Here is a 26,208-nt window from a genome sequence, read left to right as displayed (position 1 = left end):
GAGGTGTCGCGTACGGGCTTCCGGCCCTCCCCCTCGCCCGCCGGTCGCTCCCACGGATCGGTGCGGCCCCCGCGGTCTCCGTGGATCGGGGTCGCTCTGGGTGCCGTGGTGATCGCGGCGCTGTTCCTGATCGATCAGTTCCTCCCCACACTCTTCTCCGCCTCGCTTCCCACGCGTGCGCAGGACGGCCTGACGCTGTCGCTGAGCGTGCTGATCGAGGCGCTGCCCTTCGTGATCCTCGGCGTGATCCTCTCGATCGTCGTTCAGGTGTGGCTGCCGGCCGATGCGATCCAGCGCTGGCTGCCGAAGCGCGCCTGGGCCCGCCGCGCCGTGCTCTCACTGCTGGGCATGCTGATCCCGGTGTGCGAGTGCGGCAACGTGCCCTTCGCCCGTGGACTCATGATGCGCGGCCTCGCCCCCGCCGAGGCGCTGACATTCCTGATCGCCGCGCCCATCGTGAACCCGATCGTGATCCTGACAACGCACGCCGCGTTCGGGTGGGACGGCGGCATCCTGGTGGCCCGCCTCGTCGGCGGCTACCTGATCGCGAACCTCATCGGCTGGATCTACAGCCGCCACCCCTCTCCCGACGCCCTGCTGACCGAGCGGTTCGTCGCGACCTGCGAGCGCGTCACCCACGAGCACGGCACCCCGGTCAAGCGCAGCCTGACCCAGTTCCTCGTCGAGCTGCGTGCGGTCATGCCGGCGCTGGTGATCGGTTCGGCGCTCGCGGGAGCCGTGCAGGTGCTCATTCCGCGCGACATGCTGCTCGCGATCGGCTCGAACCCCGTGCTGTCGATCGTCACCATGATGGTGCTGGCGATGACCGTCGCGATCTGCTCGAACGTCGACGCCTTCTTCGCCCTGTCGTTCGCCTCGACCTTCTCGTCGGGGGCGCTCGTGGCCTTCCTGCTCGTCGGGCCGCTGGTCGACATCAAGATGCTCGCCCTGATGCGCACGACCTTCACGGCCCGCACGCTGGCGGGCATCGTCGGCATCGTGGTGTCGGCCGCGTTCGTGATCGGGATCGGGGTGAACGTCCTTGTCTGAGCACGCTCCCTCTCGCGCCCGTGCCATCGGTTCCCGGTGGCTCGGCGTCGGGCTCGCCACCCTCATCGCGGTCGTCACCCTCGGTCTCGGCGTCACCGGGCGCCTGACGCTCTACATCAGCCCCGAGTCGGTCTGGTTCGCGTGTGCGGCCGCCGTCGTCACCCTCGCCGGAGCGATCTGGTCGTGCACCCTGCCCATCGGCGCCGAGGGCGATCACGGCCACGACCACGGCCACGGCCCCAGTGCGGATGACGCGGTCGAGGCCCCCACTTCGCCGCGCCGCACGCTCGCGACGGTCGGCGCCGTCACCGGCGGAGTCGTCGCCACGAGCGTCGTCGCCGCGGCGCTCCTGCTGCCGCCCGCCTCGCTCTCGGTCGAGCTGGCGATTTCGCGTGCGGGGGAGCAGACCGCGCTCTTCGCGGGCGCCGACACGGTGACCCTCGGCGTCGCCGACACGAAGACGTTCGGGATCGGCGACTGGGCGAGCGTGTTCGCCACGGCCACCAACACCGCCGCCTACGACGGCGCCGACGTCACGCTCACCGGATTCGTCACCCCCGGGGGATCGGGAGCCGACGGCGTCAACCTCACGCGTCTCGTCATCACCCACTGCGTGATCGATGCGCAGACCGCGATGCTGCCGGTCGAGGTCGATCCCAGCCAGTACAAGACCGGGCAGTGGGTCGAGGTGACGGGTACCGTACGGGCGGATGCCGATGGCGCGCTGCACATCGAACCGAGCGACGTCACAGCGATCGACGAGCCCGGGGACCCCTATGAGTACTGACGACGAGCGCCCCGAGCTGCCCGCCGTACCCCGCACGCGGGCCGAGTTGCGGGCAGCCCGCGAGGCCGCCGAGCAGGCCGAGGCCGAGCGGATCAGCCGTGCGGAAGCGCCCATGGATCAGAGCCCGTCGGATGTCGGGCCGGAGGTCGGTTCCGTGGAGGCGGCCGCACGGGATGAAGCCGTTCGCCGGGCCGGTGATCGCGAGGTCGCCGAGCAGGAGGCCGCAGCGCGCAAGATGGCCGCCTTCGAGGCCGCCGCTCGTGAAGATGTCGCGGCGACCGCGATCCCCGACGTGCCCCTCGCCCCGGAGCCCGTTATCATCGGCGCCCAACCGGAGTCGCCGGTCGTCGAGTCCCCTGTCGACGAGTCGCCTGTCTTCGAGTCGCCTGTCTTCGAACCCGAGAGCCCTGCCGACGAGCCGGAGCCGCCGTTCCCCCGGCAGGGATCCACCCGGACGACGCAGCCGACACGCACGCTGCCCTCTCGACGCTTCGTGCTCACGCTCGTCGCCGTGCTCGGCGTGCTGGTGCTGATCGGCACGGGATTCGGCATCGTGAGCCTGTTGCAGGGGCCGCGCGTCACGAAGGTGCAGGCTGATCCGCAGCATGCCATCGATTCTTCGGGCAGCCGCGTCATCCTCACCGCCAACCAGTCCCTCGGTGCGATCGACGCCTCGCAGGTCTCGGTCGAACCGGCGGCTCCGTTCACGGTGGATGCGGCGGGTCGCAGCATCGGCATCCGCTTCACCGTGCCCCTCGACGACGACACCGAGTACACGGTGAAGGTCGCCGACGTGGTGGGAGCCGGCGGAGGGCCAGCGGCCACGCTCTCGACCACCTTCTCGACTCCGGCGGCGAGCATCTTCCTGCTGCGCCGCGACGTCGACGGCGAGGACAAGATCTTCCGCACCGACCTGTCGGGTGAGAAAGCCGTGCCGGTGTACTCCACCGAGCAGATCAACGACTTCCGCGCGACCTCGTCGCAGCTCGTCGTGGCAGTGGAGGAAGACGACGGCTCGAAGCTGCTCGTCATGGACCGCGATGGATCGGACGAGCGCGAGCTCACGCTGCCCGGCACCGGATACGTCGGCGCGATCCAGGTCTCCGAACGCGGTGGTCTCGTCGGCTACAACTACTCCGACAAGGCGCTCAGCGACACCGAGGGGCGGGCCAGCGTGCTCGTGACCCAGTCGTTGAGCGGCGACGACGATCCGCAGGTGATCGAGGTCGGCGGCAAGGAGGCCAGCGTCTTCGCCTGGCAGTTCGTGCCCGACAGTGCGGCGGTGCTGTTCATCGACTTCGACGGCGCGCTGTCGCTGGTCGATCGCTCGACGGATGCCGGTGTGCAGTCGCTCGGGCTCGCGGCGACCATCCAGGGCGTCACGCGCGGCACCTACACCGCGATCGTGGAGCGACTGGACGGGGCCGTGGTCGAGCTGAACCTCGCCGATGGATCCGAGCAGCCGCTCGCGGCATCCGACCCCGACTACGGCACCGCGACCACGATCACCCCCTTCCCTGGCGGCACGTTGCGCCATGTCGTGGCGCGGGACGACAGCGGCATCCCCTCCGGACAGGCCATCGTGCGCGTCGGCGACGACGGCGTCGCACAGCCCCTCGTCGAGGTCGGCGCCGCGGACTCGATCCTGCAGGCCTGCGCCTCGCCGAGCGGACAGTATGCCGCGGTCGTGATCGCTCCCGACCTCGCGAACAACCCCTACGACGAGATGCTGCTGCCGTTGCCGCAGAACATGGAGACCCACCTGATCGACCTGCGCACGGGCGACGAGCTCGTCGCGCTGACCGGGTTCGACGTGTCGTGGTGCCAGACGGCCCCGCGTTTCTGACGTGACCGTGTCGGAGCGCGCCCTGCGTCGAGCGACGCGAGCGGATCTGATCGGATCCGCGGTCGATGTCGCCCCTCGACTGCTGGGCGCCGAGCTGCGCACCGTCGTCGACGCGCACGGAGGTGAGGCGGTCGAGGTGCGTCTGCGCATCACCGAGGTCGAGGCGTATCACGGCCAGGGCACGGGAGACGTGGCCGACCCCGGATCGCACGCACGAATGGGACGCACGAATCGCAACGCCACGATGTGGGGCGAGCCGGGGCACCTGTACGTGTACCTCAGCCACGGCATCCATTCCTGCGTCAACGTGGTCTGCGGACCCGAGGGGCAGGGCGACGGGGTGCTGCTGCGAGCGGGCGAGGTGGTCGTCGGGTCGGATGCCGCGGCCCTCCGGCGAGGCGCGGTGCTGCCGCTGAGCTCGACCGCACGCCGTGACCTCGCGCGTGGACCGGGCCGTCTGGGGCAGGCGGTGGGGCTGCGGCATCCGCTGCACGACGGCATCGATGCCGTGACGGGGGAGGACTTCCGCGGCGCGCGCGCCGAGCTCTGGCTGCGCGGCCCCGCGGTCGAGGTCGCATCGGGGCCGCGCGTCGGCGTCGCGGGAGTGGCGGGCACGGATGCGTTCCCCTGGCGCTTCTGGATCGCCGGCGATCCGACCGTCTCACCCTTCCGATGGGGGCGTGGGGCGCAGGACGCGGCGGGCGTGTCGACCGTGCTAAACTGACTCTTTGTCTGCGCACACTCCTGTGCGCAGTTCGCGTGCCGGCCCGCAAGGGGGGCATGCAGACAAGGGATCTTGGGTGGGGCCGTCCGGTCTCACGGTAATGAAGGAGTCACATCATGGCAGCAGTGTGCCAGGTGACAGGAGCTGTTCCCGGCTTCGGTCACAACGTCTCGCACTCGCACCGCCGGACGAAGCGCCGCTTCGACCCGAACGTGCAGAAGAAGACCTATTTCGTTCCGTCGCTCGGTCGTAAGATCACGCTCAACGTGTCCGCCAAGGGCATCAAGGTGATCGACGTCCGCGGCATCGAGAACGTGGTCAAGGACCTCCAGGCGAAGGGTGTGAAGCTCTAATGGCCAAGAAGGCTCAGGACGTACGTCCGATCATCAAGCTGCGTTCGACGGCAGGTACGGGATACACGTACGTGACCAAGAAGAACCGCCGCAACACCCCCGACCGCCTCGTGCTCAAGAAGTACGACCCGGTCATCCGTCAGCACGTCGAATTCCGAGAGGAGCGTTGATCAATGGCTAAGAAGAGCAAGATCGCTCGCAACGAGCAGCGCAAGGTCATCGTCGAGCGTTACGCAGAGCGTCGCGCCGAGCTGAAGAAGACCCTGGTCGACCCGAACGCCACCGACGAGGCCCGCGAGGCCGCACGCGTCGGCCTGCAGAAGCTGCCGCGCAACGCGTCGCCGGCTCGCGTGCGTTCGCGCGACGTCATCGACGGCCGCCCCCGCGGTGTCCTCACGAAGTTCGGCATCTCGCGTGTCCGCTTCCGTGACATGGCACACCGTGGCGAGCTGCCCGGCGTGACCAAGTCCAGCTGGTAAGTCTCAGCAGACAATGAGGGGCGAGGATCTTCGGATCCTCGCCCCTTTTGCGTGCCCTGGGGGTTGGGTTCGCGTTCGCGTTCGCGTTCGGGAGGAGTTCTCGTCGTTGGGCGGACTCTTGGGCTGAGATTTGCCGCCCAACGCAGAGATCTCCGCCCGAGCAGTTGTCATGCACAGACCTGGTCCGGGCGCGGTAGTCCACTGTTCATGGGTACGGGCAGAAAGAGGATGCCGTGCGGGAGGCATCCTCGATGGATGGACGTCGTGCGGATGCTGAAGGAGCGGCAAGGTGTGGGCCGCGTGGGGACTCTGCGCAGATCGGGGATCACCGCGCATGCGTTGCGGAGGGCCGTCGAGAGCGGTCGGGTCTTCTCCGTGTGCCGCGGCTGGGTCGCACTGCCGGACGCGGATCCGCTGCTGGTCGCTGCGGCGAAACGGGGAGTCGTGATCAGTTGTGTCACGCTGGCGGCACGCCGAGGCCTGTGGGTGACGTCCTCGTCGGAACCGCATGTGGCCGCGCCGCCGAAGTCGGGTCATGCGAAGGCGGCCACGGCGATCGTGCACTGGAGTCGGCCGGTGTTCCCGCGCGACCCCGATCTGCTCGAGGACTCGATCGAGAACGCTCTGATCCTCCTCGCGCGCTGCCAGCCACAGGAAGACGCACTCGCGACGTGGGAATCGGCATTGCGGACGAAGGCTGTCGATCCGCAGGTGCTCGCACGAGCTCCGCTGCACCCGTCGGCGCGGGCATTGCTCGAACTCGCGCGTCCGTTCTCCGACGCGGGAACCGAGACGATCTTCCACTCGAGGCTCCGTTGGCTGAGGATCGCGATCACGCCTCAGGTGTGGATCTTCGGGCATCTCGTCGACTTCCTGCTCGGGGAGCGGCTGGTCATCCAGATCGACGGCGGACATCACGTCGGAGCCCAGCGTTCGCAGGACATCGCGCATGACGCCGAGCTCACGATCCGTGGTTACCACGTGATCCGGATCAGCTACGAGCAGTTGATGCACCGCTGGCCCGAAGTCCAGGGGCGGATCTTGGTCGCCGTCGCGCAGCGGTTGCACCTCGCGACGTGAGAACTTCACGTCGGGCGGACTTCTCCGGCTTGGGCGGACTTCCTCGCCGGCATCCTCCGCCCAACGGTGAGTTATCCGCCCAACACCGGGTCAGGATGCGGTGGCGTGAGCGACGGCCCAGCCGAGGGCGTCGTCGGCGATCTGTTCCCAGCCGTCCTGGCTGACGAGCCGGTGGGTGCGCCCGGCGTACTCCTTGCGTTCGACGACGGCGGGGCTTCCGGTTGAACGGTACTTCTTCTCGATCGCGCGGACGATGGTCGGCGGCACGACGTGGTCGATCTCGCCGGCGATCAGCAGCAGCGGGGCACGGTCGGTGCGGGCGTAGTCGACGTGGGTCACGCCACCTTTCTCGTTCAGCACCGAGGTGACGCCTTCGAAGAAGACGCGGTTGTAGGAGTTGACTGCCGACTCCTCCCACAGGGCGTCGGATGCCGCGCGCGGCAGGTCGTTGCCGAAGGTGAAGTGGAAGTGGCGCTTCGAGAGCGGCTTGGCGCCGTTGCGGCCGAAGGGGTTGGAGAGGATGGGCGTGCCGGTCCACAGGGTCGAGAGGGGGAGTGCGGTGACACCGGCGGTCTGTCCGGGGGCGACGCCGACGTACGCGACGCCGAGGCCCCGGTCGGCGAGCATCTGTGTGATGACGCCGCCGAAGGAGTGTCCCATGATGATCGGCTTCACGGGGAGAGCACGGATGATGCGCTCGTAGTGGTCGGTGATCTGCGTCAGTCCGATGCCCTTCAGCGCGGATGGGTCTCGGCGGATGTCGGCGACCGTGCGGTCGTCGATGCCGGGCCACCCCGGCACGATGACCTCGTGGCCCTGTGCCCGGAAGCGCTCGGCCCAGGTATCCCAGCTGGTGGGCGTCATCCAGAGCCCGTGGATGAGGACGATGGGGGTCTTGGTGGTGGTGCTCATGATCTTCTTCTCTCTGTTCGACCCGGCGAAGTGCCGGAATGGGGAGTGCGTTGCATTGATAGTAGACCGAACGTTCTATCTACTGCAACTTATTCCCGGAACCAGAGGGAAAGGGAGGAGATCTCCCGCTTGGGAGGAGGAATTCGCGCGGATGCTCCTCCCAAGCCCGAGAACTCCTCCCGTTCGGGGCGGACCCCGGAGTGCGACTCAGGCGTCGCGCAGCGCCTCCAGCCGCCGCACGCGCGGAATGACCTCCTCGGCGAACCGCACGAGTTCGGGCAGCTGCGGTGAGAACTGCAGCAGGAACGTCGACACCCCGACCTCGGCGAAGCGGAGGAAGCGCTCGGCGACCTGGTCGGGCGTGCCGATCAGGTCGGGGCGCAGGCCGCGGTTCGACACGGAGTAGTCCTTCAGGTCGACCGCGGTGTCGAGCTGCGACTTGCTGACGAACTCCTGGTAAGAGGCGTAGGCGGGGCCGTCCTGCACGTTCGTGATGCGCTCGACCTCGGCGCGCGCCTCGGCTTCGGTGTCGCGCACGACCGCGAAGGCCGCCATGCCGAACGCCTCGAACGGGGTGCGACCGGATGCCGCGCGACGCCGGGTCATGTCCTCGACCTTCACCCGGAGCTCGTCGACGGTGCCGCCGTGCGTCAGGTAGGCATCCGCGAACGACGTGATCGTGCGGCGCCCTGCCTCGCTCTCCCCTCCCGCGTAGATGCGCGGTCGCACCTGCGGCTTGGGTTCGAGGAACGTACCGTCCAGCGTGTAGTAGTCGCCCGCATAGGAGAAGGGGGTCTCGCTCCAGAGCCCACGGAGCACATCGACGAACTCGATCGTGCGCGCGTAGCGGTCGTCGTGCGCGGTGAACACGCCCCCGTACTGCCTGGCCTCCTCAGCCCACCACGCCGAGACGACGTTGAGGGTGAACCTGCCACCCGAGATGGCATCGATCGTGGCGGCCTGCTTCGCGGCGAGGGCGGGGTTGTGGAAGCCGGGGCGAACGGCCGCCAGCAGCTCGAGTCGCGAGGTGACCGCGGCGAGCCCGGCGGTGATCGTCCACGCATCGAGTGCCGGACCCTGCGGGCCTTTCACGTCGTTGAGGTTGAGTTCGGGGATCAGTGTCAGGTCGAACCCGCCGTCTTCGGCGGCGCGGGCGATCTCGGCGAGGTGTGCGAAGTCGGCGGGCATCTGCTCGTCGGCGACATTGCGGAGCCATCCTCCGAAGATGGGGGTCCAGTATCCGAAGCGGATGTGCGGGGTGGCGGTCATGATTCTCCTCCTGCAGACATGCTGTCGACGCTAGGGGGTGCGGATGCCGCGGGCAGATCGACCTGCAACAGTCGGAAACCGGCTACGCTACCCGTAGACCAATCGTTCTGTCTATTCGAGCAGGAGGAACCCATGAGCACCCACACGACGAAGCGACCCAGCCCCGCCCGCGCACGCCTGATCGACGCGGCGACCCGGCTGTTCTACGAAGACGGCATCCACGCCGTCGGTGTCGACCGTGTGATCGCCGAGGCGGAGGTGACCCGCGCCACGCTGTACAAGCAGTTCGGTGGCAAGGAGAACCTGGTGCTCGCCTACCTCCGCGGCGAGGACGAGAACCTTCGCGCGATGTTCGCCGAAGCCGGTGCGGCCGTGACCGACCCGCAGGGCATGCTCGATGCCGTGATCGAGGGCATCGCGACCGACATCCGCCATCGGCACACCCGGGGGTGCCCGTTCATCAATGCCGCGGCGGAGTATCCGGATGCCGGGGGCCCGGTGCGCATGCTGATCGACGAGCACCGCGAGTGGTTCCGCTCGACGCTGCAGGAGGTCGCCGACGGGGCCGGGATCGCTCGGTCGGCAGAGCTCGCGGCATCCCTCGTGCTGCTCCGCGACGCCGCGCTGGTGGGCGGATACCTCGACGGCGAGGAGCGTGTCGTCCCCGCTTTCGCCCGCACAGCGCACGCGGTGATCGACGCGCATCGACACCTCTGAGGCCGTGAAACCTGTTAACAGAGTGACAAAAGTGGTGCAACACGCCCTGTAAATCGCCAAAACCCGCGAAATGACGCGGAAATGTCGGCTGTCGTTGATACATTCAAGGCGGTCACTCGACCAGGAGCATCCGCTCCGACACCCACAACGATGCGACGGGATCTCGTCGCTGGAGGATGACATGGCTGACAAGTCCATCACCAAGACCGAACTCGTCGCGAGCATCGCAAGCGCCACGGGCCAGAGCCAGGCCACCGTCTCCGGTGTCCTCGACTCGCTGTTCGCTACGGTCTCCGACGCTGTTGCCAAGGGCAGCAAGGTCTCGATCCCGGGCTGGATCTCGTTCGAGCAGGTCGACACCGCTGCCCGCACGGGCCGCAACCCGCAGACCGGCGCCGAGATCAAGATCCCGGCCGGCAAGCGCGTCAAGGTCACCGCTGGCTCCAAGCTGAAGGCTGCCGTCAAGTAATTCCGACGCACCTCTCGAAGGCCGCCGCCCCTCTCGGGCGGCGGCCTTCTGCGTTCCCGCGGCTTAGGCTGGAGGGGTGAGTTCCCGGGCAGATACGATGAGTCGGTCTTCGGCGTACCGCCTCACCGGCGTGGTGATCCTGCTCGGAGCCGCAGCCGTGGCCGTCGTGATCGCGCTTCTGATCGGCGGTGGTGCGAAAGCGCCGCTGCTGCAGGACCCCGGAGCGTTCGTCCTCTGGGGTACGCCGATCGCCAAACTCGTCATGAACATCGCCGCGGCGGCGATGCTCGGCTCTCTCGTGCTGGCACTGTTCGCACTGCGCAGCGGGGAGAAGTCGTTCGACACCGCACTGAACGTCGCCTCGATCGGAGCCGCCGTGTTCACGGTCGCCGCCGGGCTCGCGGGCTTCTTCGCCTTCATGGCGGCGTTCAACCCGCAGCTCAGCCTGGAGCGCGAGTTCGGCGCGCAGCTGGGCCGCTTCCTCCTGACTCTCGCCATCGGCCAGTCCTGGCTCATCACGACCGTGCTCGGAGCGATCATCACGGTCCTCGCGTTCGCCTGGCGCAGCTGGACGGCGACTCTGCTCACCGCGATCCTGGCCGCCGCATCCTTCATCCCGCTCGCCACGCAGGGGCACGCGGGAGACCTGGCCGGTCACAACGTCGCGGTCAACTCGATCCTGCTGCACACGATCGGCGCCGCGGTATGGCTCGGCGGTCTGCTGCTGCTCATCGTGCTGCGTGGCCGCCCCGACGTCGACACCCCTCGCCTGGTCGCCCGCTACTCCACCCTCGCCATCGCGGCGTTCGTCGTCGTCGCCATCTCGGGGGTCGCCCGCTCTGTCGTCGCACTCGGCGACTGGAGTCAGCTGGCCACGCCCTATGGTGCGATCCTCATCGCCAAGGTCGTGCTGCTGGGTGGCATGGGCCTGCTGGGCGCCTGGTACCGCGCCCGCCTCATCCCGAAGCTCGACGGCGAACGGGCCTCCCGCTGGTTCTGGATGCTGGTGCTGTGCGAGGTCGCTCTGATGGGGCTCGCCTCCGGTGCGGCCGCAGCCCTCGCCCGCACGCCCCCGCCCACCGGTGAGGAGTCGTTCGCGAAAACGCCCGCCGAGGTGCTGACGCGAACCGCCCTCCCGCCGGACTTCACGATCGATCGCTGGTTCACGTCGTGGGACATCGACATCCTGTGGCTCGTCGCCGCCGGGTTCGGTCTGTTCCTCTACCTCGCCGGTGTCATCCGTCTGCACCGTCGCGGCGACCGCTGGCCGATCCACCGCACCGTGTTCTGGGTGCTGGGCATGCTCATGCTGGTGTGGGTCACCGGAGGCCCCATCAACGCGTACCAGGAGTACCTGTTCAGCGTGCACATGCTCGGGCACATGATGCTCTCGATGGCGATCCCGCTGCTGCTGGTGAGCGGTGCGCCGATCACGCTCGCCCTGCGTGCCATCCACAAGCGCGACGACGGTACCCGCGGGGGACGCGAGTGGATCCTCTGGGCCGTGCACTCGCCGTTCTCACGCGTCGTCACGCACCCCTTCGTCGCGGCCGGCATCTTCATCTTCTCGTTGTGGGCGTTCTACTTCACCGACCTCGTGCGCTGGTCGATGTACGAGCATCTCGGCCACGAGTGGATGGTCGCGCACTTCCTCATCTCGGGGTACCTGTTCGTGATGAGCCTGGTCGGTGCCGACCCGGTTCCCTACCGCCTGCCGTACCCGGGTCGCCTCATCACCCTGATCGCGGTGATGGCCATGCACGCCTTCTTCGGCATGGCGATCATGATGCAGGAGGGCCTGATGGTCGCCGACTGGTTCGGGTCCATGGGGCGCGACTGGGGCCCCACCCCGATGGAGGACCAGTACATCGGCGGGGGCATCGCGTGGTCGATCGGTGAGATCCCCACGCTGATCCTGGCGATCACGGTCGCCATCCAATGGAGCCGCAACGACACGAAGCTGCAGCGCCGCACCGATCGGAACGCCGATCGCACGGGCGACGCCGAGCTCGAGGAGTACAACGCCAAGCTGGCGGCCATGGCGGAGCGGGATCGTCGTCAGGCCGAGCGCGAACGCGCCTGAGCCTCAGTCGTCCGGCGCGTCGTCGGGGGAGCCCACGCGGATCGACACCGAGCCGTCGGCGAGCATGACGATCGACCCGTTCACCTGGAAGGGGATGTCTTCCGAGACCGGAGCGACCGACCCGTCGAACAGGGACTGGATCTCGACCTCGACATGCGCCACACCGTCGGCGGTCGGGATCCTCCAGTCGCCGCCGTCCGGGGCGACCATCACGGAGGGCTGCTGCGCGATCGACCACTTCGGCAGGGACGCGATGCGATCGCTCACCTGCATACCGAACGGGCATGCCGTGGGCTGAAGGACCTCTTGCGTCGTGCACTGCGTGAGGAACTCCTCGACGCGCTCCTGCACGACGTCGAGGAACTTCTCCGTCGGCTCGGTCTGCACGTCGAGCGGGGTGATGGCCAACGGCTTGTCGGCGAGCACCCCGATGCCGCTGGCCTCGGAGATCTGCGTGTCGACGGTCACCGAGTAGAGCCCCGGCGTGAACACCAGCAGTGCGAGCGGGTCGAGGGCTTCGGCATCTGTCCCGTCGGCCGAGATCTGTCGGCGATCCACCTCGAACCCGTTCACGGCGAAGCGGTCGGAACCACGCACGGTGAGGTCGACCACCGCGAGCGGACTCGTGGTGAAGCGCCAGTTCGGGGCGACCCCCACCCATCCGTCCTGCGCGACGAGGAACGTCGTGGTGCCCGCATGCCCACCGGCATGGTACGCGACGGTGACTTCGGTGCCCTCGTCGACCTGCGTCTCCGACTCGATGGTCACGTCGGTCAACGGCGCGAGCGCGGCGTGCCGGAGCATCGCCTCGGATGCCGTGGAGGCGATGCCCGCCTGTGCGAGCGTCGCGCGGTCGATCGCCACTCCTGGCACGCGCAACGCATCGGCGGCACGGCCGGAGGACAGCAGGTCGAGGTAGCGGCCCACGAACGCGGACGGACTGTAGAACTGCTGGTACAGGGTCGCTCCGCCGGCACCGATCGCGGCGATCAGGAGCAGCCCGACGACCGTCAGCAGCGCGAGGTCGACGCCGAGACGAGAGCGCCGAGGCGCCTTCGTCTCCACCTGGTTCATGGCGCCAGTCTAGGAGGGCGTCCTGAGATGACGCCGAGCGCCGCGACGCGCGAGCCCATCCCGCGCCGTAGCATGGGGGAGCGTCCGCATCCGCCTGCTTCCCCGTGAGAGATCCGTGTCACTTCCCGCCCTGTCCGACGAGCAGCATGAGCTGTTCCGTCTCATCGAGGACACCGGCGAGCACGTCTTCATCACCGGCCGAGCCGGCACCGGCAAGTCCACGCTGCTGCAGTACTTCGCCTGGAACACGAAGAAGCAGATCGCGATCTGTGCACCGACGGGCGTCGCGGCGCTCAATGTCGAGGGGCAGACGATCCACTCGCTGTTCCGCCTGCCGATCGGGCTGATCGCCGACGGCGACATCGATCAGAACGATGCGACCCGGCGCATCCTGAACGCGATCGAGACGCTCGTCATCGACGAGATCTCGATGGTGAACGCCGACCTGATGGATGCGATCGACCGGTCACTGCGCCAGGCGCGCGGGCGCCGCGGAGAACCGTTCGGCGGCGTGCAGGTCGTGATGTTCGGCGACCCGTACCAGCTGGCGCCCGTCCCTCCCCGCGGGGATGAGGCACGCTACGTGGCCGACCACTACCGATCGTTCTGGTTCTTCGACGCGAAGGTCTGGGCCGGCGGCTCGGGCGGCGCGAACGGGTCATCCGACCAGCAGGGGCTCTTCGAGGTCGACACCCGCGCGCAGCTGCACGTGCGCGAGCTCGTGCAGATCCATCGGCAGTCCGACGACGGATTCAAGGCGATGCTGAATGCCGTGCGGTACGGCAGAGTCACCGCGGAGATCGCCGGAGTGCTGAACACACAGGGCGCCAGGACGCCCCCCGAGCCTGAGCCCGGCGAGGTGCCGATGATCACGCTCGCGACCCGCAACGACATCGTGAACGGCATCAACACCCGCCACCTCGCCGCCCTCCCCGGCAAGGAGCAGACCGCACGTGCAGAGGTCAGCGGCGATTTCGGCCGAGGGGAGGCGTCGCTGCCCGCCGAGTCGGAGCTGAAGCTCAAGGTGGGCGCGCAGGTGATGTTCCTGCGCAACGACACCGCGATGTCGGGAGAGCCGCCGCGGTGGGTGAACGGCACGATCGGCACGGTGCTGCGAATTCTCGGCAACGCCGTGCGTATCGACATCGACGGCGAGGAGGTCGACGTCGAGCCCGCCGTCTGGGAACGGTTCCGCTACGCGTACGACCAGAACACGAAGAAGCTCAGCCGCGATGTGGTCGCCGAGTTCACGCAGTTCCCGCTGCGGCTGGCCTGGGCGGTCACCATCCACAAGTCGCAGGGCAAGACCTACGAGCGCGCCGTGATCGACCTCGGCTCCGGGGCCTTCGCGCCCGGGCAGACCTACGTGGCGCTCAGTCGGCTGACCTCACTGGACGGGCTGTACCTGTCGCGCGCGCTGCGACCCCGCGACATCCGTGTGGACGAAGACGTGCGACGGTTCATGCGCGACGCCTGGCTCGCAGCGTCGACCCCCGAACTGCCCCAGGGGTGACGCCGTGCGCCGAGTCAGGCCGCGGCGCGCGCCCGGTCGAGGTCTTCGAAGAGCTCGGTGTTGAAGCGGTACGCGAGGAGCACCTCGTCGATCACACGCTCGCGCTCGGCGTCGTCCCACGGGGCGGCATCCAACTGCTCGCGGTAGACGTCCTTGAACGCGGACGGGTCGGCGATGTCGTCGAAGAGGTAGAATCCGATGCCGTTGGTCTCGAAACCGAAGCGACGGGCCATCACGCGACCGATGAAGATGCCGCCCGAGAGGTCGCCGAGGTAGCGCGTGTAGTGGTGGGCGACGAAGCCACCCACCCAGGTCGCACCGACCTGGTTGATGCGCTCGACGTAACGCTGCGTGGTGGGCAGGGCGACGATCTGCTCGCGCCAGTCGGCGCCGAGCAGGAACTCGAGGTCGGCTTCGAGTGCGGGAAGACGGGTGAGCTTGTCGCTCAGGAACACGGCGGCGACGGCATCCTGACGCATGCGGTCGCCGGCTCCCTCGAGGGCCTCGTAGATGAAGTAGTGCTGCGCGACGAGGGAGATGTAGTCCTCGCGCGAGCCCTCACCCTTGAGGAGGTCGGACATGAAGCCGGCGGTCTCGCTGCGGGAGTGCGATCCGGACGAGCGCTCGCGCAGGGCGGCGGAGAAGGAGAGGATCTCGGGCATGCCCTAAGTGTAAGGGTTGCCTAAGTCGACGCGAAACCCCGGAAATCCGATGAGGATCGGATGGATCCGGTGAATCGATCGCTCAGTCGTGCGGGCGTGGTTCGATTCCGAGTCGTTCGCAGGCGGCGTCGTAGAGCGCGACGACCTGACGACGCACGGAGGGGCGGTCGTCGATCGGGCCGCCCGGCCAGGCCACGTGCAGCTCGGAGGTGAGGCCGTTGCGGGTGATGTCCCACGTTCCGCCGTCGCCGTCGAACCCCGTCATCACCGACTCCGTGATCTCGTCCCCATCGGCGTCGGCGAAGGCGCGCGCGATGAGGATGTTGTCGTCGGTGTGGTCGCCGTTCATGTGACGCAGCACGGCGGCGATCACGTCGGCATCGAAGGAGTGGGGCACATTCACACCTTAGGCGGGTTCGCGCGGTGCGGACTTTCAGCATCCGCGTTCTAGACTCGGGAGACACATCCTCGGGGGTTCCTTACATGCAGCTTCTCTCGTCGCGCCGCTGGCGCGCCGCAGCGGCCAGTGCGGTCGTGCTCGGCCTGGTCCTCACCGGTTGCACCGCCGAGGACTCGTTCACCTACACGCCGCCCGCTCAGGTCGACGGCGCGCTCCCCGACGACACGGTCGCGACGATGCAGGCCGCGGTCGACAACGCCCTGGTGGCATCGGGGGCGACCGGCGCGATCGTCGGAGTGTGGGTGCCCTGGAGCGGATCCTGGGTGACCGGCGTCGGCACGCAGAAGCCCGACGGCGCCGCCGTCGACACCGACATGACCTTCCGCGTCGCGGATGTCACGCGCCTGATGACCTGCGACGTGCTCTACGCCCTCGCCGACGAGGGCACCGTCAAGCTGGATGCGACCGTTCCCGAGTACGTCTCCGGCGTCGCCGACATGAAGGACATCACGCTCCTCGACCTCTGCAACGGCACCAGCGGCGCAGGCTCCTCCGAAGCCACGGTGAAGTCGGCATGGCTCAACACCCCCGGCCGCGTGTGGGCTCCGCTGGAGCTCGCCGGCTACGGACTCGGCCGTGATCGCCTGGCCCCGCACACGACGTACCGCGATTCGGACGCGGGCTACCTCCTGCTCGGCCTCGCGCTGGAGCGGGCGTCGGGGATGTCGGCCTCCGAGCTGATCGCCGAGTACGTCACCGAGCCCCTGGGCCTGCCTGGCACGTCGCTGCCGAGCGTCGCGGCGGCCCCGCCGTCGAGCGGTCCGGTGCTGAACGGGCATTACCTCACGAGCGTCGACGGCGGCTACAACTGCGCGGCCCCGGTCGACATCACCACGCTCTCGTCGAGCAGCGGTTTCACCGACTCCGGAGTCGTCTCCACGATCACCGATCTCGGTCGCTATGCGCAGGCGGAGGCGGCTCAGGTGCTGCGCACCAAGGACAAGCCGGACCGCTTCGGTTCGCCCCTGCCGATCAGCTCGTCCGCACCGTCGTGGTATCAGGCCACGGGTGGTGCGTACCTGGTGGGATCCCTCGTGGGGCAGCACGGATGGACGCCCGGCTATGCGACCGCCGCGTACTCCGACCCTGCGACCGGCTTCACGGTGGCGGTCACGCTGAACGACTCCACCTTGTCAGGCAACATCGCCGCGTATCTGGCGTGGGAGCTCGCGGCGATCGCATCCAAGGCGCCGGCCGCCGCCGGCCAGACGGCTCCCGAGTTCGGGCTGCCGTTCACTGCGGAGCAGTATCACGCGGCGATCGCGGAGAAGGCGATCACGTGCGTGGCCCCTCCGGTGGAGTGATCCCGGTCTGACCGGGCGGACGTCCGGAAGGGGCGGCGATGGCGATCATCGACAACGCGATCTATGTCGACGGTGTGCGCACCGAGAATCCGCGGAGCCTGAGCGAGACGTTCGAGCGCATGCGCGAGCGGGGCGGCATGAGCTGGATCGGTCTGTACCGGCCCAGCGCGGATGAGATCCGCGAGGTCGCTGACGAGTTCGGCATCCATGCGCTGGTCGTCGAGGACGCCCTGTCCGGCCACCAGCGCTCGAAGCTCGAACGCTACGGCGACGTGCTCTTCATGGTGCTGCGGCCGGCGCGCTACCTCGACGAGGTCGAGGAGGTCGAGTTCGGTGAGGTGCACGTGCTCGTCGGTCCCGATTTCGTCGTGACGATCCGCCACGCGGAGTCCCCCGACCTCGGTCGGGTGCGGCGCAGGCTCGAGGGCGATCCCGCCCTCCTCTCCCACGGGCCGGAGGCCGTGCTGTATGCCATCCTCGACGAGGTCGTCGACGAGTACACGCCGGTGCTCGCCGGGCTCGAGAACGACATCGACGAGATCGAGAGCCAGCTCTTCGTCGAAGACGTCGACGCGACCCAGCGCATCTACGAGCTGGGACGCGAGGTCATCGATTTCCAGCGGGCGACACAGCCGCTGTCGGGGATGCTGGAGGCGCTGCTGCGCGGCTCGGAGAAGTACCAGGTCGACGAGGAGCTGCAGCGCTACCTGCGTGACGTGCTCGATCACACGCTGCGCGTCGCCGATCGGGCCACCACGTTCCGCACCGTGCTCGACAATGCACTGACCGTCGAGTCGACGATCGTCGCGCGGCGGCAGAACGATGAGATGCGCCGGATGACGGAACTCAGCATCCACCAGAACGACGAGGTCAAGAAGATCTCCGGCTGGGCGGCGATCCTGTTCGCGCCGACGCTGGTCGGGACGATCTACGGAATGAACTTCGATCACATGCCCGAGCTGCACTGGGTGCTCGGCTACCCGATGGCCATCGGCCTGATGCTCGCGATGGGCATCGGGCTCTACGCCGTGTTCAAGCGCAAGGGCTGGCTGTAGGGGCCTGCCGTCGGCGGATCGGGTGGCGGGAGACTGGTCGTCGGGAGACTGGCCGGATCCCTGCGCCGGATGGCGGGGGTGGGGGTTGCCCGTGCGGGCGTCGACGGAGACGATGAGCAGATGACCTCACGCTCCCGCACCGCTCTGCTCGTCATCGACGCCCAGGAGTCCTTCCGTCACCGGGCGGAGGAATGGGCCGACACGGCGAATCCGGATGCGATCGGCAACATCGCCCTGCTCGTGGAGCACGCACGCGCCGCCGGCGACGACGTGATCTGGGTCACCCACGCCGCTCCGGGCTCCGGTGGCGTCTTCGACCCCGCCCTCGGCCTCGTGCGGGTGATCTCCGACCTGCACCCGCGCGACGAGGAGTCGGCGTTCACGAAGACCACGATCAACGCCTTCGCCTCGACTCCGTTGCAGCAGCAGCTCGAGGCCGCAGGGGTCGGGCACGTCGTCATCTGCGGCATCCGCACCGAGCAGTGCTGCGAGACGACGGCGCGCGCGGCCGGTGACCTCGGTCTCGAGGTCGACTTCGTCACGGACGCCACCACGACCTCCGCGATCCCGGCGGCCGGCGGCCTCGCGGCCGTGTCAGGCGAAGACATCCTCCGCCGCACCGAGAGCGTCCTCTCGGCGCGCGGGTTCGCCACGATCGTGCGCACCCGGGATCGCGTGGCCACCGTCGCGCACTGAGGAACAGCGCAGCGTTCAGCTTTCTCCCAGAAATCCCGCGCGCCCCGCGCGTCCCGAGCCCGCGGAACCGATACATTGTGGTCGCGCGACAGGCGGGGGAGCCGGCCGAGTGCGCGGGCGATCATGCGGATCGCCCACCACCTCACAGAAATGGGTTCACTCATGACCGGTACCGCACGCAAGGCGCTCGCCGAAGCGCTCGCGACCTTCCTGTTCGTTCTCGCCATCATCGCGGCCGTCAACAGCGGCAACCCGCTGACACCCCTCGCGATCGGTTTCACGCTCGCGGTTCTCGTCTATTCGACGGGTCACATCTCGGGTGCGCACCTCAACCCGGCCGTCTCGGTCGGCGTCTTCCTGCGCGGTGGCCTGAGCGTCACCGACTTCATCGCCTACCTGATCGCCCAGCTCGTGGGTGGCGCGCTGGCGGCTCTGGTCAGCCTCAGCGTGTGGCCGGTCGGCGAGAAGGCCATGATCATCGAGGTCGGTCCGGCCTTCCTGGTCGAGGCACTGTTCACGCTGATCCTCGTCTGGGTCGTGCTCAACACCGCGACGTCGAAGGACACCGCGGGCAACTCCTTCTACGGCCTCGCCATCGGTGGCACCGTGTTCGTGGGTGCCGCGACCGTCGGTTCGATCTCGGGTGGTGGCTTCAACCCGGCCGTCGCACTCGGCCTCTCGGTGAGCGGCCACTTCGCGTGGAGCTCGCTGTGGCTCTACTTCGTCGCCCCGGTCGTCGGCGCCGTGATCGCAGCGATCCTGTTCCGCGTGCTCAACACCGACGACGCGAAGAAGATCGCCGTCGCCGAGTAGGACCGTCCTCGAAACGCCGCGCATCCCGACGGATGCGCGGCGTTTCTCATGTCCGGGGTATCCGTCGTGCGGGGGATGCGACGGGCCGACCCCGCGTCGTACCGTGGGGCCATGCTGATCGTGGAAGAGCTTCACCTGTTGCTGCTGCGACCCGACGGGCGCCTGGAGACGGCCGCCGCCTCCTATCGTCTGTTCGGCGAGGTCGCTGCGGTCATCGTCGATCTCGCGCTGCACGACCGGGTGGTCGTGACCGACGGGTCGAAGTCGGTGGTCGAGGTCGTGTCGTCCGCTCCGACCGGGCACCCGGTGCTCGACGGGGTGCTCGCCCGACTCTCCCCGATGAGCGGCAAGCGCCTGCAATCACTGGTCTTCTCGTCGAAGCTCGATCCGCTCGACGAGGTCGTCGCCTCGCTCGTGGTGCAGGGTGTGCTGGTGCACGGAGAACGCGGCTTCTTCGGGTGGGGCGCCGAACGCACACCCGAGTCCGATCCGGCTCCTGAAGCGCTGCTGCGCTCGCGTCTGGCCGCCGTGATCGCGGGTGCTCAGGTTCCCACGCAGGCCGATCTCACGTTGCTCGCCATCCTGCAGGGCCTCAACGCGGCGCATGCGATCCTGCGGGAGGAGTCCGGCCAGATGTCGTCGGGGCAGCTCCGGACGCGGATCGAGGAGCTCGCCTCGGGCTCGGCCGCGGGCGGTGCGGTATCCGGGGCGATGAACTCGGCGATCGCCGCAGCCATGATGGCGGCCATGACCCCGGTGATCGTCGCCGCGACGATCACCTGACCGTCGTCGTCAGGAGCCGGACGCGGTCGTGATCACGATCTTCCCGGTCGCATGCCCTGCGATCGAGCGGGCGTAGGCCTCGCGCACGCCGCCGAGCGGATGCACCGAGTCGATGGGCAGCTCGAGTGTGCGGTCGGCGAGCAGCTGCGCCACGATCGCCAATTCGCGTGGACCGGCGGTGGCCCCGCCGACACCGGCGACCGGATGCCGCTGCCGGGCCTCGTAGTCGGCGATGGTGTTGATCCGGTCGGGCGGAACCCCCAGGGCGAGGGCGAGGTCGACGGTGCCGTGACCCACCGTGTCGAGCACGGCGGTGAGCCGCCGCGGGCTGGTGCGCAACTGGTCGGGCAGGGCATCGCCATAGGTGAGCGGATGGATGCCGAGCCGCCGCAGCAGTGCGTGATGGCGCGGGCTCGCGGTGCCGAACACGAAGGCGCCGGTGCGGGCCGCGAGCTGAGCGGTGAGGATGCCGACGCCGCCGGCGGCACCGCTGACCAGCACGACGTCGGCGGCGGTGAGGTGCTGCGACTCCACGCTTGCCCACGCCGTGCGTCCGACGACGTTCACTGAGCCCGCGACCAGCATCGACAGCCCTGGGGGCACGCGGACGAGCAGTCGGGGGTCGATCACGAGGTGGTCGGCCTGCGCCTGATAGCGCAGCCCGCCGAAGACCCGATCGCCGACGCGCCATCCCTCCACCTCGGCTCCGGTGTCGGCGATCGTGCCGGCGAAGTCGTAGCCGTTGCCCGAGGGCAGGCTCCGTTCGTAGGAGTCGTGGAGCGGTTGGCCGCTGAACAGCTTCCAGTCCACCGGGTTCACCCCGGCCGCGGCGACCCGCACGAGCACCTCGCCGGGGGCGGGGAGGGGGATCGGTCGCAGCTCGACCTCGAGGACCTCGGGACCGCCGAAGCGACGGAAGACCACGCGGCGGGAGATGGCGTCCGGATCATCGACGATCATGCGCTCAGCATAGGAGGTGCGTGGCGGTCGTCCCGGCGTTGGACTTTTTCTAGACAGGTGTCTAGAAACAGGCGTACGATCGTTCCATGACTCGCGCCGAAGCGACCCCCGACCTGGCGTCCGTCCGCGACGGCATCCGGTCGTCCACCGACCCCCGCGCGACGGCCACACGAGCTCGACTGTTCGACGCCGTGCGGGACCTCGCCGACGACGGGTCCGAGGTCACGGTGCGCAGTGTCGCCGAGCGGGCCGAGGTCAGCCGGGCCACCTTCTACACGCACTTCTCCGGGGTCGACGATCTCGCCCTCCACCTGCAGGAGCAGGCGTTCCACGACATCGCCGAGGGATCCCGCCCGACGGATGCCGGTGCCGTCGACGCCACGCTCATGGAGCGCTCGCAGCGTGCCCTCATCGCGCACTACGCCGCCTATCGCTCGCTCTACGCGGCAGCCTTCTCGGTCGCCGTTCCCCGGGGTGCCGAGTCGCGGGTCGCCGCGTTGATGCGGGTCGAGATCCTCGCGCACATCCGCACCTTCGCGCACCCACCGGCGGGTATCGACGCCGACATCGCCGCGACCTACATCGCCCACGCGGCCACCGGCGTCATCGCCTCGTGGGTGCTGGGCGATCTCGAAGCGACGGAGGATGAGCTCGCGCGCCACCTGACGCAGCTCATGCCCCGCTGGATGCACAGCAGCATCCCCGCGGTCACCGGAGACGCCGATGGCCGACCCTGAAGGAGAGAAGCAATGAAGGCAACACTCGTCCGCGAGATCGGTGCAGGTTTCGTGAATGCCGAGATCGACATCGCGGCTCCGATCGGCCGTGAGGTGCTGGTCGATGTCAAGGCCTCGGGCCTGTGCCACACCGACCTCACCATGTCGCGCTACGAGATGGGCAATCCGCTTCCCGGCGTGTTCGGGCACGAGCTCGCCGGCGTCGTCACGCAGGTAGGTCCCGCCGTCACCGAGATCGCGGTGGGCGACCACGTGGTCGGCTGTCTCGTGCAGTACTGCGGAGCCTGTGAGAAGTGCCTGTCGGGCAAGGTCTTCCAATGCCTGCACCCCGAGAAGACGCTGCGTGCCGTCGGCGAGGCCCCGCGCCTCAGCGAGAACGGTGCCCCGGTCGGCCAGGCCTTCGGGCTGGGCGGCTTCGCGCAGCAGGCTCTCGTGCACGAGAACCAGGTGGTGAAGGTGCCCGACGAGGTGCCGTTCGCCCAGGCCGCGCTGCTCGGATGCGGCGTCGTCACGGGCGCGGGCTCGGTGCTCAACACCGCGAACGTGCAGGCCGGTGACTCGATCGTCGTGATCGGCGCGGGCGGTGTCGGACTCAACGCCATCAACGGCGCGCTGATCGCCGGTGCGACCACGATCATCGCGGTCGACATCGCCGACGACAAGCTCGCCAAGGCGCGGGAGTTCGGTGCCACGCACGTCGTGAACTCGAAAGAGGTCGACCCGGTCGCCGCCGTGCTCGAGATCACCGGTCGGGGTGCGGATGCCGTGTTCGACTTCGTCGGCACCAAGACCGTGGCCGAGCAGGGGCTGGAGATGGCGGCACCCGGAGGCGGTCTCTACCTGATCGGCGTGATCGATCCCACGTCGCACATCGACGTGCACCAGGTCGGTCTGATCGGCTCGCAGAAGCGCATCCAGGGCGTGTACATGGGCTCGACCACCGCGAAGCGCGACATCCCGATGTACGCCCAGCTCTACCTCGACGGACGCTTCGAGCTCGACTCGCTGCTGTCGAAGGAGATCGCGCTCGACGAGGTCAACGAGGGCTACGAGGCGCTGCGCGACCCGAACATCACGCGCGTGGTCATCACCTCGCTCTGATCGGAACAGGAGGGCTCTCGGAATCTGCGGATGCCGAGAGCCCTCGTCGTCTCACCCCGCGCTGACGGCGAGCAGGAACCACGCGGAGTGCGGGATCCACTGCTCGGCCCATCGCCAGGAGTCGGGCCCCTCGGCGGACTCCGCGGTGAGGAACGCGATGCCGCTCTCGTCGTCGGGATGACTCGGATGCCGTTCACGATCCCTCCCGGCACGTTGGGGAAGTCGGGGGAGTGCTCCACGTTGTGGCGTCCGCGCCCCTGCAGCATGCACACGTCGAACGGGTTGCGCCCGAGGACCCAGTGCACCTGGTCGGCGGCGAAGCGGCGCAACCGTGCGCGCAGCTCGTCAGAACAGTCAGCGAGCTCGGCCACGGCGCGGGCAGCGAAGGCGAGCGACCCGAGGTTCGCGTTCTCGCCCTGCCACCAGTATCCGGTGTCGTTCTGGTGCGGGAAGAAGAACGATTCGCGCACCTCTCCACCGCGCGGCTGCGCGCGTTGACGCGGGTAGCCGAACGCATTGGCGACGGCATCCGTGCGCGCCGTGCCGTATGGGGAGCGCGCGGGCAACAGGATCCCCGTCGAGGTGTGGACCCACGTGAGCGTGCTGACCCGGTTCCGCTCCGGCGTGATCGGCACCTCGATCTACAGTTTCGACTCACCCGTGCGCCGCCAGCTGTTCGAGGTCACGGGTTCCGGCGGCACGATGACCGTGCCCGTGAGCGGCTTCGACGGGCCGAGCACGGTGGTGCCCGCCGGGGTGCCCGAACCCCAACCGATCGACCTGCATCCCGACGGTTCCCCGCGTGCGCGCGGCGTGGGGGTGATCGAGATGGCCGAGGCGATCCGAGCCGAACGGATGCCGCGGGCGAGCGGAGCCCTGGCCTTCCACGTGCTCGACACCATGCTCGCGATCGAGGAGTCGATCGAGTCCGGTCGAGCCGTCACGGTGATCAGCGAGTCGGCGGCCGTCCCGGCGCTGGAACCCACGTGGGATCCGGGCTCCGGTCGCGTGGGTCGGTAGGGCCGAGGACTTAAAATGGTCATTACTGGTATGGTGCACACCTGCCGTGTACGGCGCAGAGTGGGACGACAGATCCAAGGGGGCAGGGATGACGAGCAGCATCAGTGAATCGCCGATCCGCGCAGATTATCCGGAGCCGCTGTGGATCCAGGCGGTGAATCTCATCAAGCTCGAGATCTCGTCGGGCCGGCTGGTCGAGGGCATGCGGCTCCCCCCGGAGCGCGAACTGTGCACCCAGCTCGGCATCAGCCGCGTGACCCTGCGCAAAGCACTGCTGCAGCTCGTCGAGGAGGGTGTGCTCAGCTCCTCGCACGGCCGCGGGTGGTACGTCGCCTCCGCGCCGGTCGCGAAGGAGTGGCCGAACAGCCTCGAGTCCTTCACCGAGACCGCCCGGCGCATGGGACTTGAATCGACCTCGGTCGTGCTGCGCGCCGAGAAGGCGCACGCGAGCCTCGACGAGGCTGAGGCCATCGGCGTCGCCCCGGGAACTCCGGTCTTCCGCCTCGACCGCATCCGCCTGCTCGACGGGGTGCCGATCGCGCTCGACGCCAGCGTCGTGCCCGCGGCCCTGCTGCCTGATGTCTCGCAGACCGACTTCGCCGTCGAATCGCTGTACGACCTGCTCGACTCGGCGGGTTCCGCTCCGCAGCGTGCTGACAGCACGATCGAGGCCCGAGAGGCCGATGCCCAGGCCGCCGAGGCTCTCGGCGTCGCGATCGGCAGTCCGCTGCTGATCATGCGTCAGCTCGCGCACAGTGCGGACGGCCGTGCGGTCACGCTCTCGACCATCCGCTACGTGGGGGAGCGCTACCGTCTGCGCACCGTCTTCACGCGAGGCGTCGGTCCCACCCGCTGACCCCGGGGGATTCCGAGAATGTAAATTTGCCAATTGACCTGATATCCACTGCCGGGGTTTCTTAGGTGGGATCCCAGTTGTTATTTTGTTTGTGATCGATACCGGCATCTCTGGTACCTAGATGCATGTCCGCAACCCTCGAGGCCACCAAACTCGCAGCCTTCAACGACTCGATCCGCCAGAGCCTGCCGCAGATTGTCGCGGACCTGCGGAGTCGGCTCGGCGCGAAGCTAGTCGCCTACATCGCCGATGTCACAGAGACCCGTGCGGTGCGCTCGTGGGTAGAGGGTGACCGGACACCTGCCCCCAATACGCAGCGCCGTCTGCGCCTGGCGTTCCAGGTCGCGACACTCATCGATCGGAGCGAGGGTGACGGAGTTGCTGCTACCTGGTTCCAGGGAATGAACCCGCAGCTCGGCGATCGCTCACCGGCGCGAGTACTCCACGAGGACCGAAGTGATGACGCGATGGCTCAGGTGCTCGCAGCCGCCAAGGGTTTCGTCGGCGCTTGATGGCCGGGCCGGAGCTGCAGCTGGTCGACGCGGCCGGCGCGACCGTCTGGCGCGTCGGCCGTGCCCCGGACCCGTGGGCGTGGATCGATCGTCACTATGCCGGCAAGGCGCGCTGGGATGATCCGGAGGTGACCTTCCGGACCACGTACGCCGCCGACTCGCTGTTCGGTGCCTTCGTCGAGCTGCTTGTCTACTCGCGCCCCGATCTCAACGGCGATGGATCGGACATGCTGGCAGGCATCGACGAGGATCCGGAGGACGCCGCAGAGTTCCCTGTCCCCGCCGCGGGTTCCATCGAACGGCACTGGGTCAACGGTCGCATGATCGGTGTCGCCTCGCTTGGCGGCGCCTACGTGGACGTACGTGCCGCCGCCACGGTCGCAGCGTTGCGACCGCAGCATCTCAAGTTCGCGCTCTCGCTCGGGTTTGATGACTTCGATGCCGCCGCGTTGAAACGCGCTCATCCACGCGCACTCACACATCGACTCACAGTCGACTTCTACGCCATGACCAATGATGATGGCACGCCAACTGTGGACGGCGTTCACTTCGGCTCACGTCACGGTGACGACATAGCCCTCTGGGCCATCTGCGAACGCCCGGGCGACAATCCTTCAAGCATGCATCTCGGAAATGTCGGTACACGCCTCGTTCGCGAAGACGATGACGAGCTGCTGCGCGCGATGGACCTTCACGGTCTCACCTGGCGCGACCAGAGAAACGGTGAGGGATGAGCTCGGTAGTGCAGCGCCGACTGCGCGACACGGACTGATAATCCTCGTCGGGGCGCGTCAGGCCAGGTGGCCGGCCAGGAAGTGGGCGCGGGCGACGGGCTGGTCGCGCAGCAACACGAGTGGCGATGCTCGCGATGCCGATCATGATGATGCTCGCGA

The 26,208-nt window shown here is 68.4% G+C and carries 30 protein-coding genes; 23 read left to right on the top strand and 7 right to left on the bottom strand.

Features of this window, described 5'->3' with window-relative positions; translation table 11 throughout:
- Positions 1 to 60: 60 nt before the first annotated feature.
- From P0Y60_00515 to P0Y60_00480, 8 genes are all read left to right on the top strand, one after another.
- Positions 61 to 1,050, top strand: coding sequence for a permease (locus tag P0Y60_00515; protein WEK61274.1), 990 nt, complete (start codon positions 61 to 63; stop codon positions 1,048 to 1,050).
- Positions 1,043 to 1,837 (top strand): TIGR03943 family protein, encoded by a 795-nt coding sequence (locus P0Y60_00510; protein WEK61273.1) that lies wholly within the window; start codon positions 1,043 to 1,045, stop codon positions 1,835 to 1,837. The genes P0Y60_00515 and P0Y60_00510 overlap by 8 nt, the downstream gene beginning before the upstream one ends.
- Positions 1,827 to 3,683 (top strand): hypothetical protein, encoded by a 1,857-nt coding sequence (locus tag P0Y60_00505; protein WEK61272.1) that lies wholly within the window; start codon positions 1,827 to 1,829, stop codon positions 3,681 to 3,683. Before P0Y60_00510 ends, P0Y60_00505 begins: the two co-directional genes overlap by 11 nt.
- 7 nt (positions 3,684 to 3,690) lie before the next feature.
- A complete protein-coding gene (locus P0Y60_00500) occupies positions 3,691 to 4,407 on the top strand; it encodes a DNA-3-methyladenine glycosylase (protein WEK62833.1) in 717 nt (238 codons plus the stop codon).
- A 116-nt stretch (positions 4,408 to 4,523) separates the two neighbouring features.
- Positions 4,524 to 4,760, top strand: a complete 237-nt coding sequence (gene rpmB / locus P0Y60_00495; protein ID WEK61271.1) for a 50S ribosomal protein L28 — start codon at positions 4,524 to 4,526, stop codon at positions 4,758 to 4,760.
- A complete protein-coding gene (gene rpmG / locus P0Y60_00490) occupies positions 4,760 to 4,930 on the top strand; it encodes a 50S ribosomal protein L33 (protein ID WEK61270.1) in 171 nt (56 codons plus the stop codon). Before rpmB ends, rpmG begins: the two co-directional genes overlap by 1 nt.
- Before the next feature lie 3 nt (positions 4,931 to 4,933).
- Positions 4,934 to 5,239 carry a 30S ribosomal protein S14 gene (gene rpsN, locus P0Y60_00485; protein ID WEK61269.1) on the top strand — a complete coding sequence of 102 codons (306 nt, stop codon included), beginning with the start codon at positions 4,934 to 4,936 and terminating at the stop codon, positions 5,237 to 5,239.
- Positions 5,240 to 5,494: 255 nt separating this feature from the next.
- Positions 5,495 to 6,319, top strand: coding sequence for a DUF559 domain-containing protein (locus tag P0Y60_00480; GenBank protein ID WEK61268.1), 825 nt, complete (start codon positions 5,495 to 5,497; stop codon positions 6,317 to 6,319).
- A 90-nt stretch (positions 6,320 to 6,409) separates the two neighbouring features.
- On the opposite strand, the gene P0Y60_00475 is transcribed toward P0Y60_00480, so the two are convergent.
- Positions 6,410 to 7,231, bottom strand: coding sequence for an alpha/beta fold hydrolase (locus P0Y60_00475; GenBank protein ID WEK61267.1), 822 nt, complete (start codon positions 7,229 to 7,231; stop codon positions 6,410 to 6,412).
- A 207-nt stretch (positions 7,232 to 7,438) separates the two neighbouring features.
- Positions 7,439 to 8,500 carry an LLM class flavin-dependent oxidoreductase gene (locus P0Y60_00470; protein WEK61266.1) on the bottom strand — a complete coding sequence of 354 codons (1,062 nt, stop codon included), beginning with the start codon at positions 8,498 to 8,500 and terminating at the stop codon, positions 7,439 to 7,441.
- Between the two features lie 132 nt (positions 8,501 to 8,632).
- On the opposite strand from P0Y60_00470, the gene P0Y60_00465 reads away from it, so the two are divergent.
- The 3 genes from P0Y60_00465 to P0Y60_00455 all read left to right on the top strand — a co-directional run bounded on the left by P0Y60_00465 (position 8,633) and on the right by P0Y60_00455 (position 11,769).
- On the top strand, positions 8,633 to 9,217 hold the full coding sequence (locus P0Y60_00465) for a TetR/AcrR family transcriptional regulator (GenBank protein WEK61265.1): 585 nt from the start codon (positions 8,633 to 8,635) through the stop codon (positions 9,215 to 9,217).
- A 181-nt stretch (positions 9,218 to 9,398) separates the two neighbouring features.
- Complete coding sequence (locus P0Y60_00460) at positions 9,399 to 9,686, top strand: HU family DNA-binding protein (protein WEK61264.1); 288 nt, start codon at positions 9,399 to 9,401, stop codon at positions 9,684 to 9,686.
- Between the two features lie 97 nt (positions 9,687 to 9,783).
- The gene (locus P0Y60_00455; GenBank protein WEK61263.1) at positions 9,784 to 11,769 is read left to right on the top strand and encodes a cytochrome c oxidase assembly protein; all 1,986 of its coding nucleotides are present in this window, start codon (positions 9,784 to 9,786) and stop codon (positions 11,767 to 11,769) included.
- 3 nt (positions 11,770 to 11,772) lie between these two features.
- On the opposite strand, the gene P0Y60_00450 is transcribed toward P0Y60_00455, so the two are convergent.
- Positions 11,773 to 12,843: a hypothetical protein gene (locus P0Y60_00450; GenBank protein WEK61262.1), complete on the bottom strand. Its 1,071-nt coding sequence runs from the start codon at positions 12,841 to 12,843 to the stop codon at positions 11,773 to 11,775.
- A 115-nt stretch (positions 12,844 to 12,958) separates the two neighbouring features.
- On the opposite strand from P0Y60_00450, the gene P0Y60_00445 reads away from it, so the two are divergent.
- Positions 12,959 to 14,356 (top strand): AAA family ATPase, encoded by a 1,398-nt coding sequence (locus P0Y60_00445; protein WEK61261.1) that lies wholly within the window; start codon positions 12,959 to 12,961, stop codon positions 14,354 to 14,356.
- 14 nt (positions 14,357 to 14,370) lie between these two features.
- Here the strand turns inward: P0Y60_00445 and P0Y60_00440 are convergent, their stop codons facing one another.
- Entirely contained in the window at positions 14,371 to 15,018 is a 648-nt protein-coding gene (locus P0Y60_00440) for a biliverdin-producing heme oxygenase (protein ID WEK61260.1), read from the bottom strand.
- Positions 15,019 to 15,100: 82 nt separating this feature from the next.
- Complete coding sequence (locus P0Y60_00435; protein ID WEK61259.1) at positions 15,101 to 15,415, bottom strand: DUF2470 domain-containing protein; 315 nt, start codon at positions 15,413 to 15,415, stop codon at positions 15,101 to 15,103.
- 86 nt (positions 15,416 to 15,501) lie between these two features.
- Here P0Y60_00435 and P0Y60_00430 point away from each other — a divergent pair, with 86 nt between their 5' ends.
- The 5 genes from P0Y60_00430 (at position 15,502) to P0Y60_00410 (ending at position 20,129) form a co-directional block, all read left to right on the top strand.
- Positions 15,502 to 16,782, top strand: coding sequence for a serine hydrolase (locus P0Y60_00430; GenBank protein ID WEK61258.1), 1,281 nt, complete (start codon positions 15,502 to 15,504; stop codon positions 16,780 to 16,782).
- A gap of 38 nt (positions 16,783 to 16,820) precedes the next feature.
- Entirely contained in the window at positions 16,821 to 17,837 is a 1,017-nt protein-coding gene (gene corA, locus P0Y60_00425; GenBank protein WEK61257.1) for a magnesium/cobalt transporter CorA, read from the top strand.
- Between the two features lie 120 nt (positions 17,838 to 17,957).
- Positions 17,958 to 18,533 carry an isochorismatase family protein gene (locus tag P0Y60_00420; protein WEK61256.1) on the top strand — a complete coding sequence of 192 codons (576 nt, stop codon included), beginning with the start codon at positions 17,958 to 17,960 and terminating at the stop codon, positions 18,531 to 18,533.
- Positions 18,534 to 18,695: 162 nt separating this feature from the next.
- A complete protein-coding gene (locus P0Y60_00415; GenBank protein ID WEK61255.1) occupies positions 18,696 to 19,346 on the top strand; it encodes an aquaporin in 651 nt (216 codons plus the stop codon).
- Positions 19,347 to 19,394: 48 nt separating this feature from the next.
- Positions 19,395 to 20,129 (top strand): GPP34 family phosphoprotein, encoded by a 735-nt coding sequence (locus P0Y60_00410; protein WEK61254.1) that lies wholly within the window; start codon positions 19,395 to 19,397, stop codon positions 20,127 to 20,129.
- Positions 20,130 to 20,138: 9 nt separating this feature from the next.
- Here the strand turns inward: P0Y60_00410 and P0Y60_00405 are convergent, their stop codons facing one another.
- A complete protein-coding gene (locus P0Y60_00405; protein ID WEK61253.1) occupies positions 20,139 to 21,089 on the bottom strand; it encodes an NADP-dependent oxidoreductase in 951 nt (316 codons plus the stop codon).
- 86 nt (positions 21,090 to 21,175) lie between these two features.
- Here P0Y60_00405 and P0Y60_00400 point away from each other — a divergent pair, with 86 nt between their 5' ends.
- Positions 21,176 to 21,826, top strand: a complete 651-nt coding sequence (locus tag P0Y60_00400) for a TetR family transcriptional regulator (protein WEK61252.1) — start codon at positions 21,176 to 21,178, stop codon at positions 21,824 to 21,826.
- Between the two features lie 12 nt (positions 21,827 to 21,838).
- Positions 21,839 to 22,927, top strand: a complete 1,089-nt coding sequence (locus P0Y60_00395; GenBank protein ID WEK61251.1) for a Zn-dependent alcohol dehydrogenase — start codon at positions 21,839 to 21,841, stop codon at positions 22,925 to 22,927.
- Here P0Y60_00395 and P0Y60_00390 read toward each other — a convergent pair.
- Positions 22,873 to 23,493, bottom strand: coding sequence for a hypothetical protein (locus tag P0Y60_00390; GenBank protein WEK61250.1), 621 nt, complete (start codon positions 23,491 to 23,493; stop codon positions 22,873 to 22,875). The genes P0Y60_00395 and P0Y60_00390 overlap by 55 nt on opposite strands.
- 28 nt (positions 23,494 to 23,521) lie before the next feature.
- Between P0Y60_00390 and P0Y60_00385 the strand changes: the two genes are divergently transcribed.
- From P0Y60_00385 to P0Y60_00370, 4 genes are all read left to right on the top strand, one after another.
- Entirely contained in the window at positions 23,522 to 23,947 is a 426-nt protein-coding gene (locus P0Y60_00385; protein ID WEK61249.1) for a hypothetical protein, read from the top strand.
- A gap of 88 nt (positions 23,948 to 24,035) precedes the next feature.
- Positions 24,036 to 24,803, top strand: a complete 768-nt coding sequence (locus P0Y60_00380; protein WEK61248.1) for a GntR family transcriptional regulator — start codon at positions 24,036 to 24,038, stop codon at positions 24,801 to 24,803.
- A gap of 125 nt (positions 24,804 to 24,928) precedes the next feature.
- Positions 24,929 to 25,315 (top strand): hypothetical protein, encoded by a 387-nt coding sequence (locus tag P0Y60_00375; GenBank protein ID WEK61247.1) that lies wholly within the window; start codon positions 24,929 to 24,931, stop codon positions 25,313 to 25,315.
- Positions 25,315 to 26,049: an RES domain-containing protein gene (locus P0Y60_00370; protein ID WEK61246.1), complete on the top strand. Its 735-nt coding sequence runs from the start codon at positions 25,315 to 25,317 to the stop codon at positions 26,047 to 26,049. The genes P0Y60_00375 and P0Y60_00370 overlap by 1 nt, the downstream gene beginning before the upstream one ends.
- Positions 26,050 to 26,208 lie beyond the last annotated feature (159 nt).

Source organism: Candidatus Microbacterium colombiense, from assembly GCA_029203165.1.
Taxonomy (GTDB): domain Bacteria; phylum Actinomycetota; class Actinomycetes; order Actinomycetales; family Microbacteriaceae; genus Microbacterium; species Microbacterium colombiense.
Note: the sequence above shows the minus strand (reverse complement) of the source record. Positions and strands in the feature narration are given on the sequence as shown.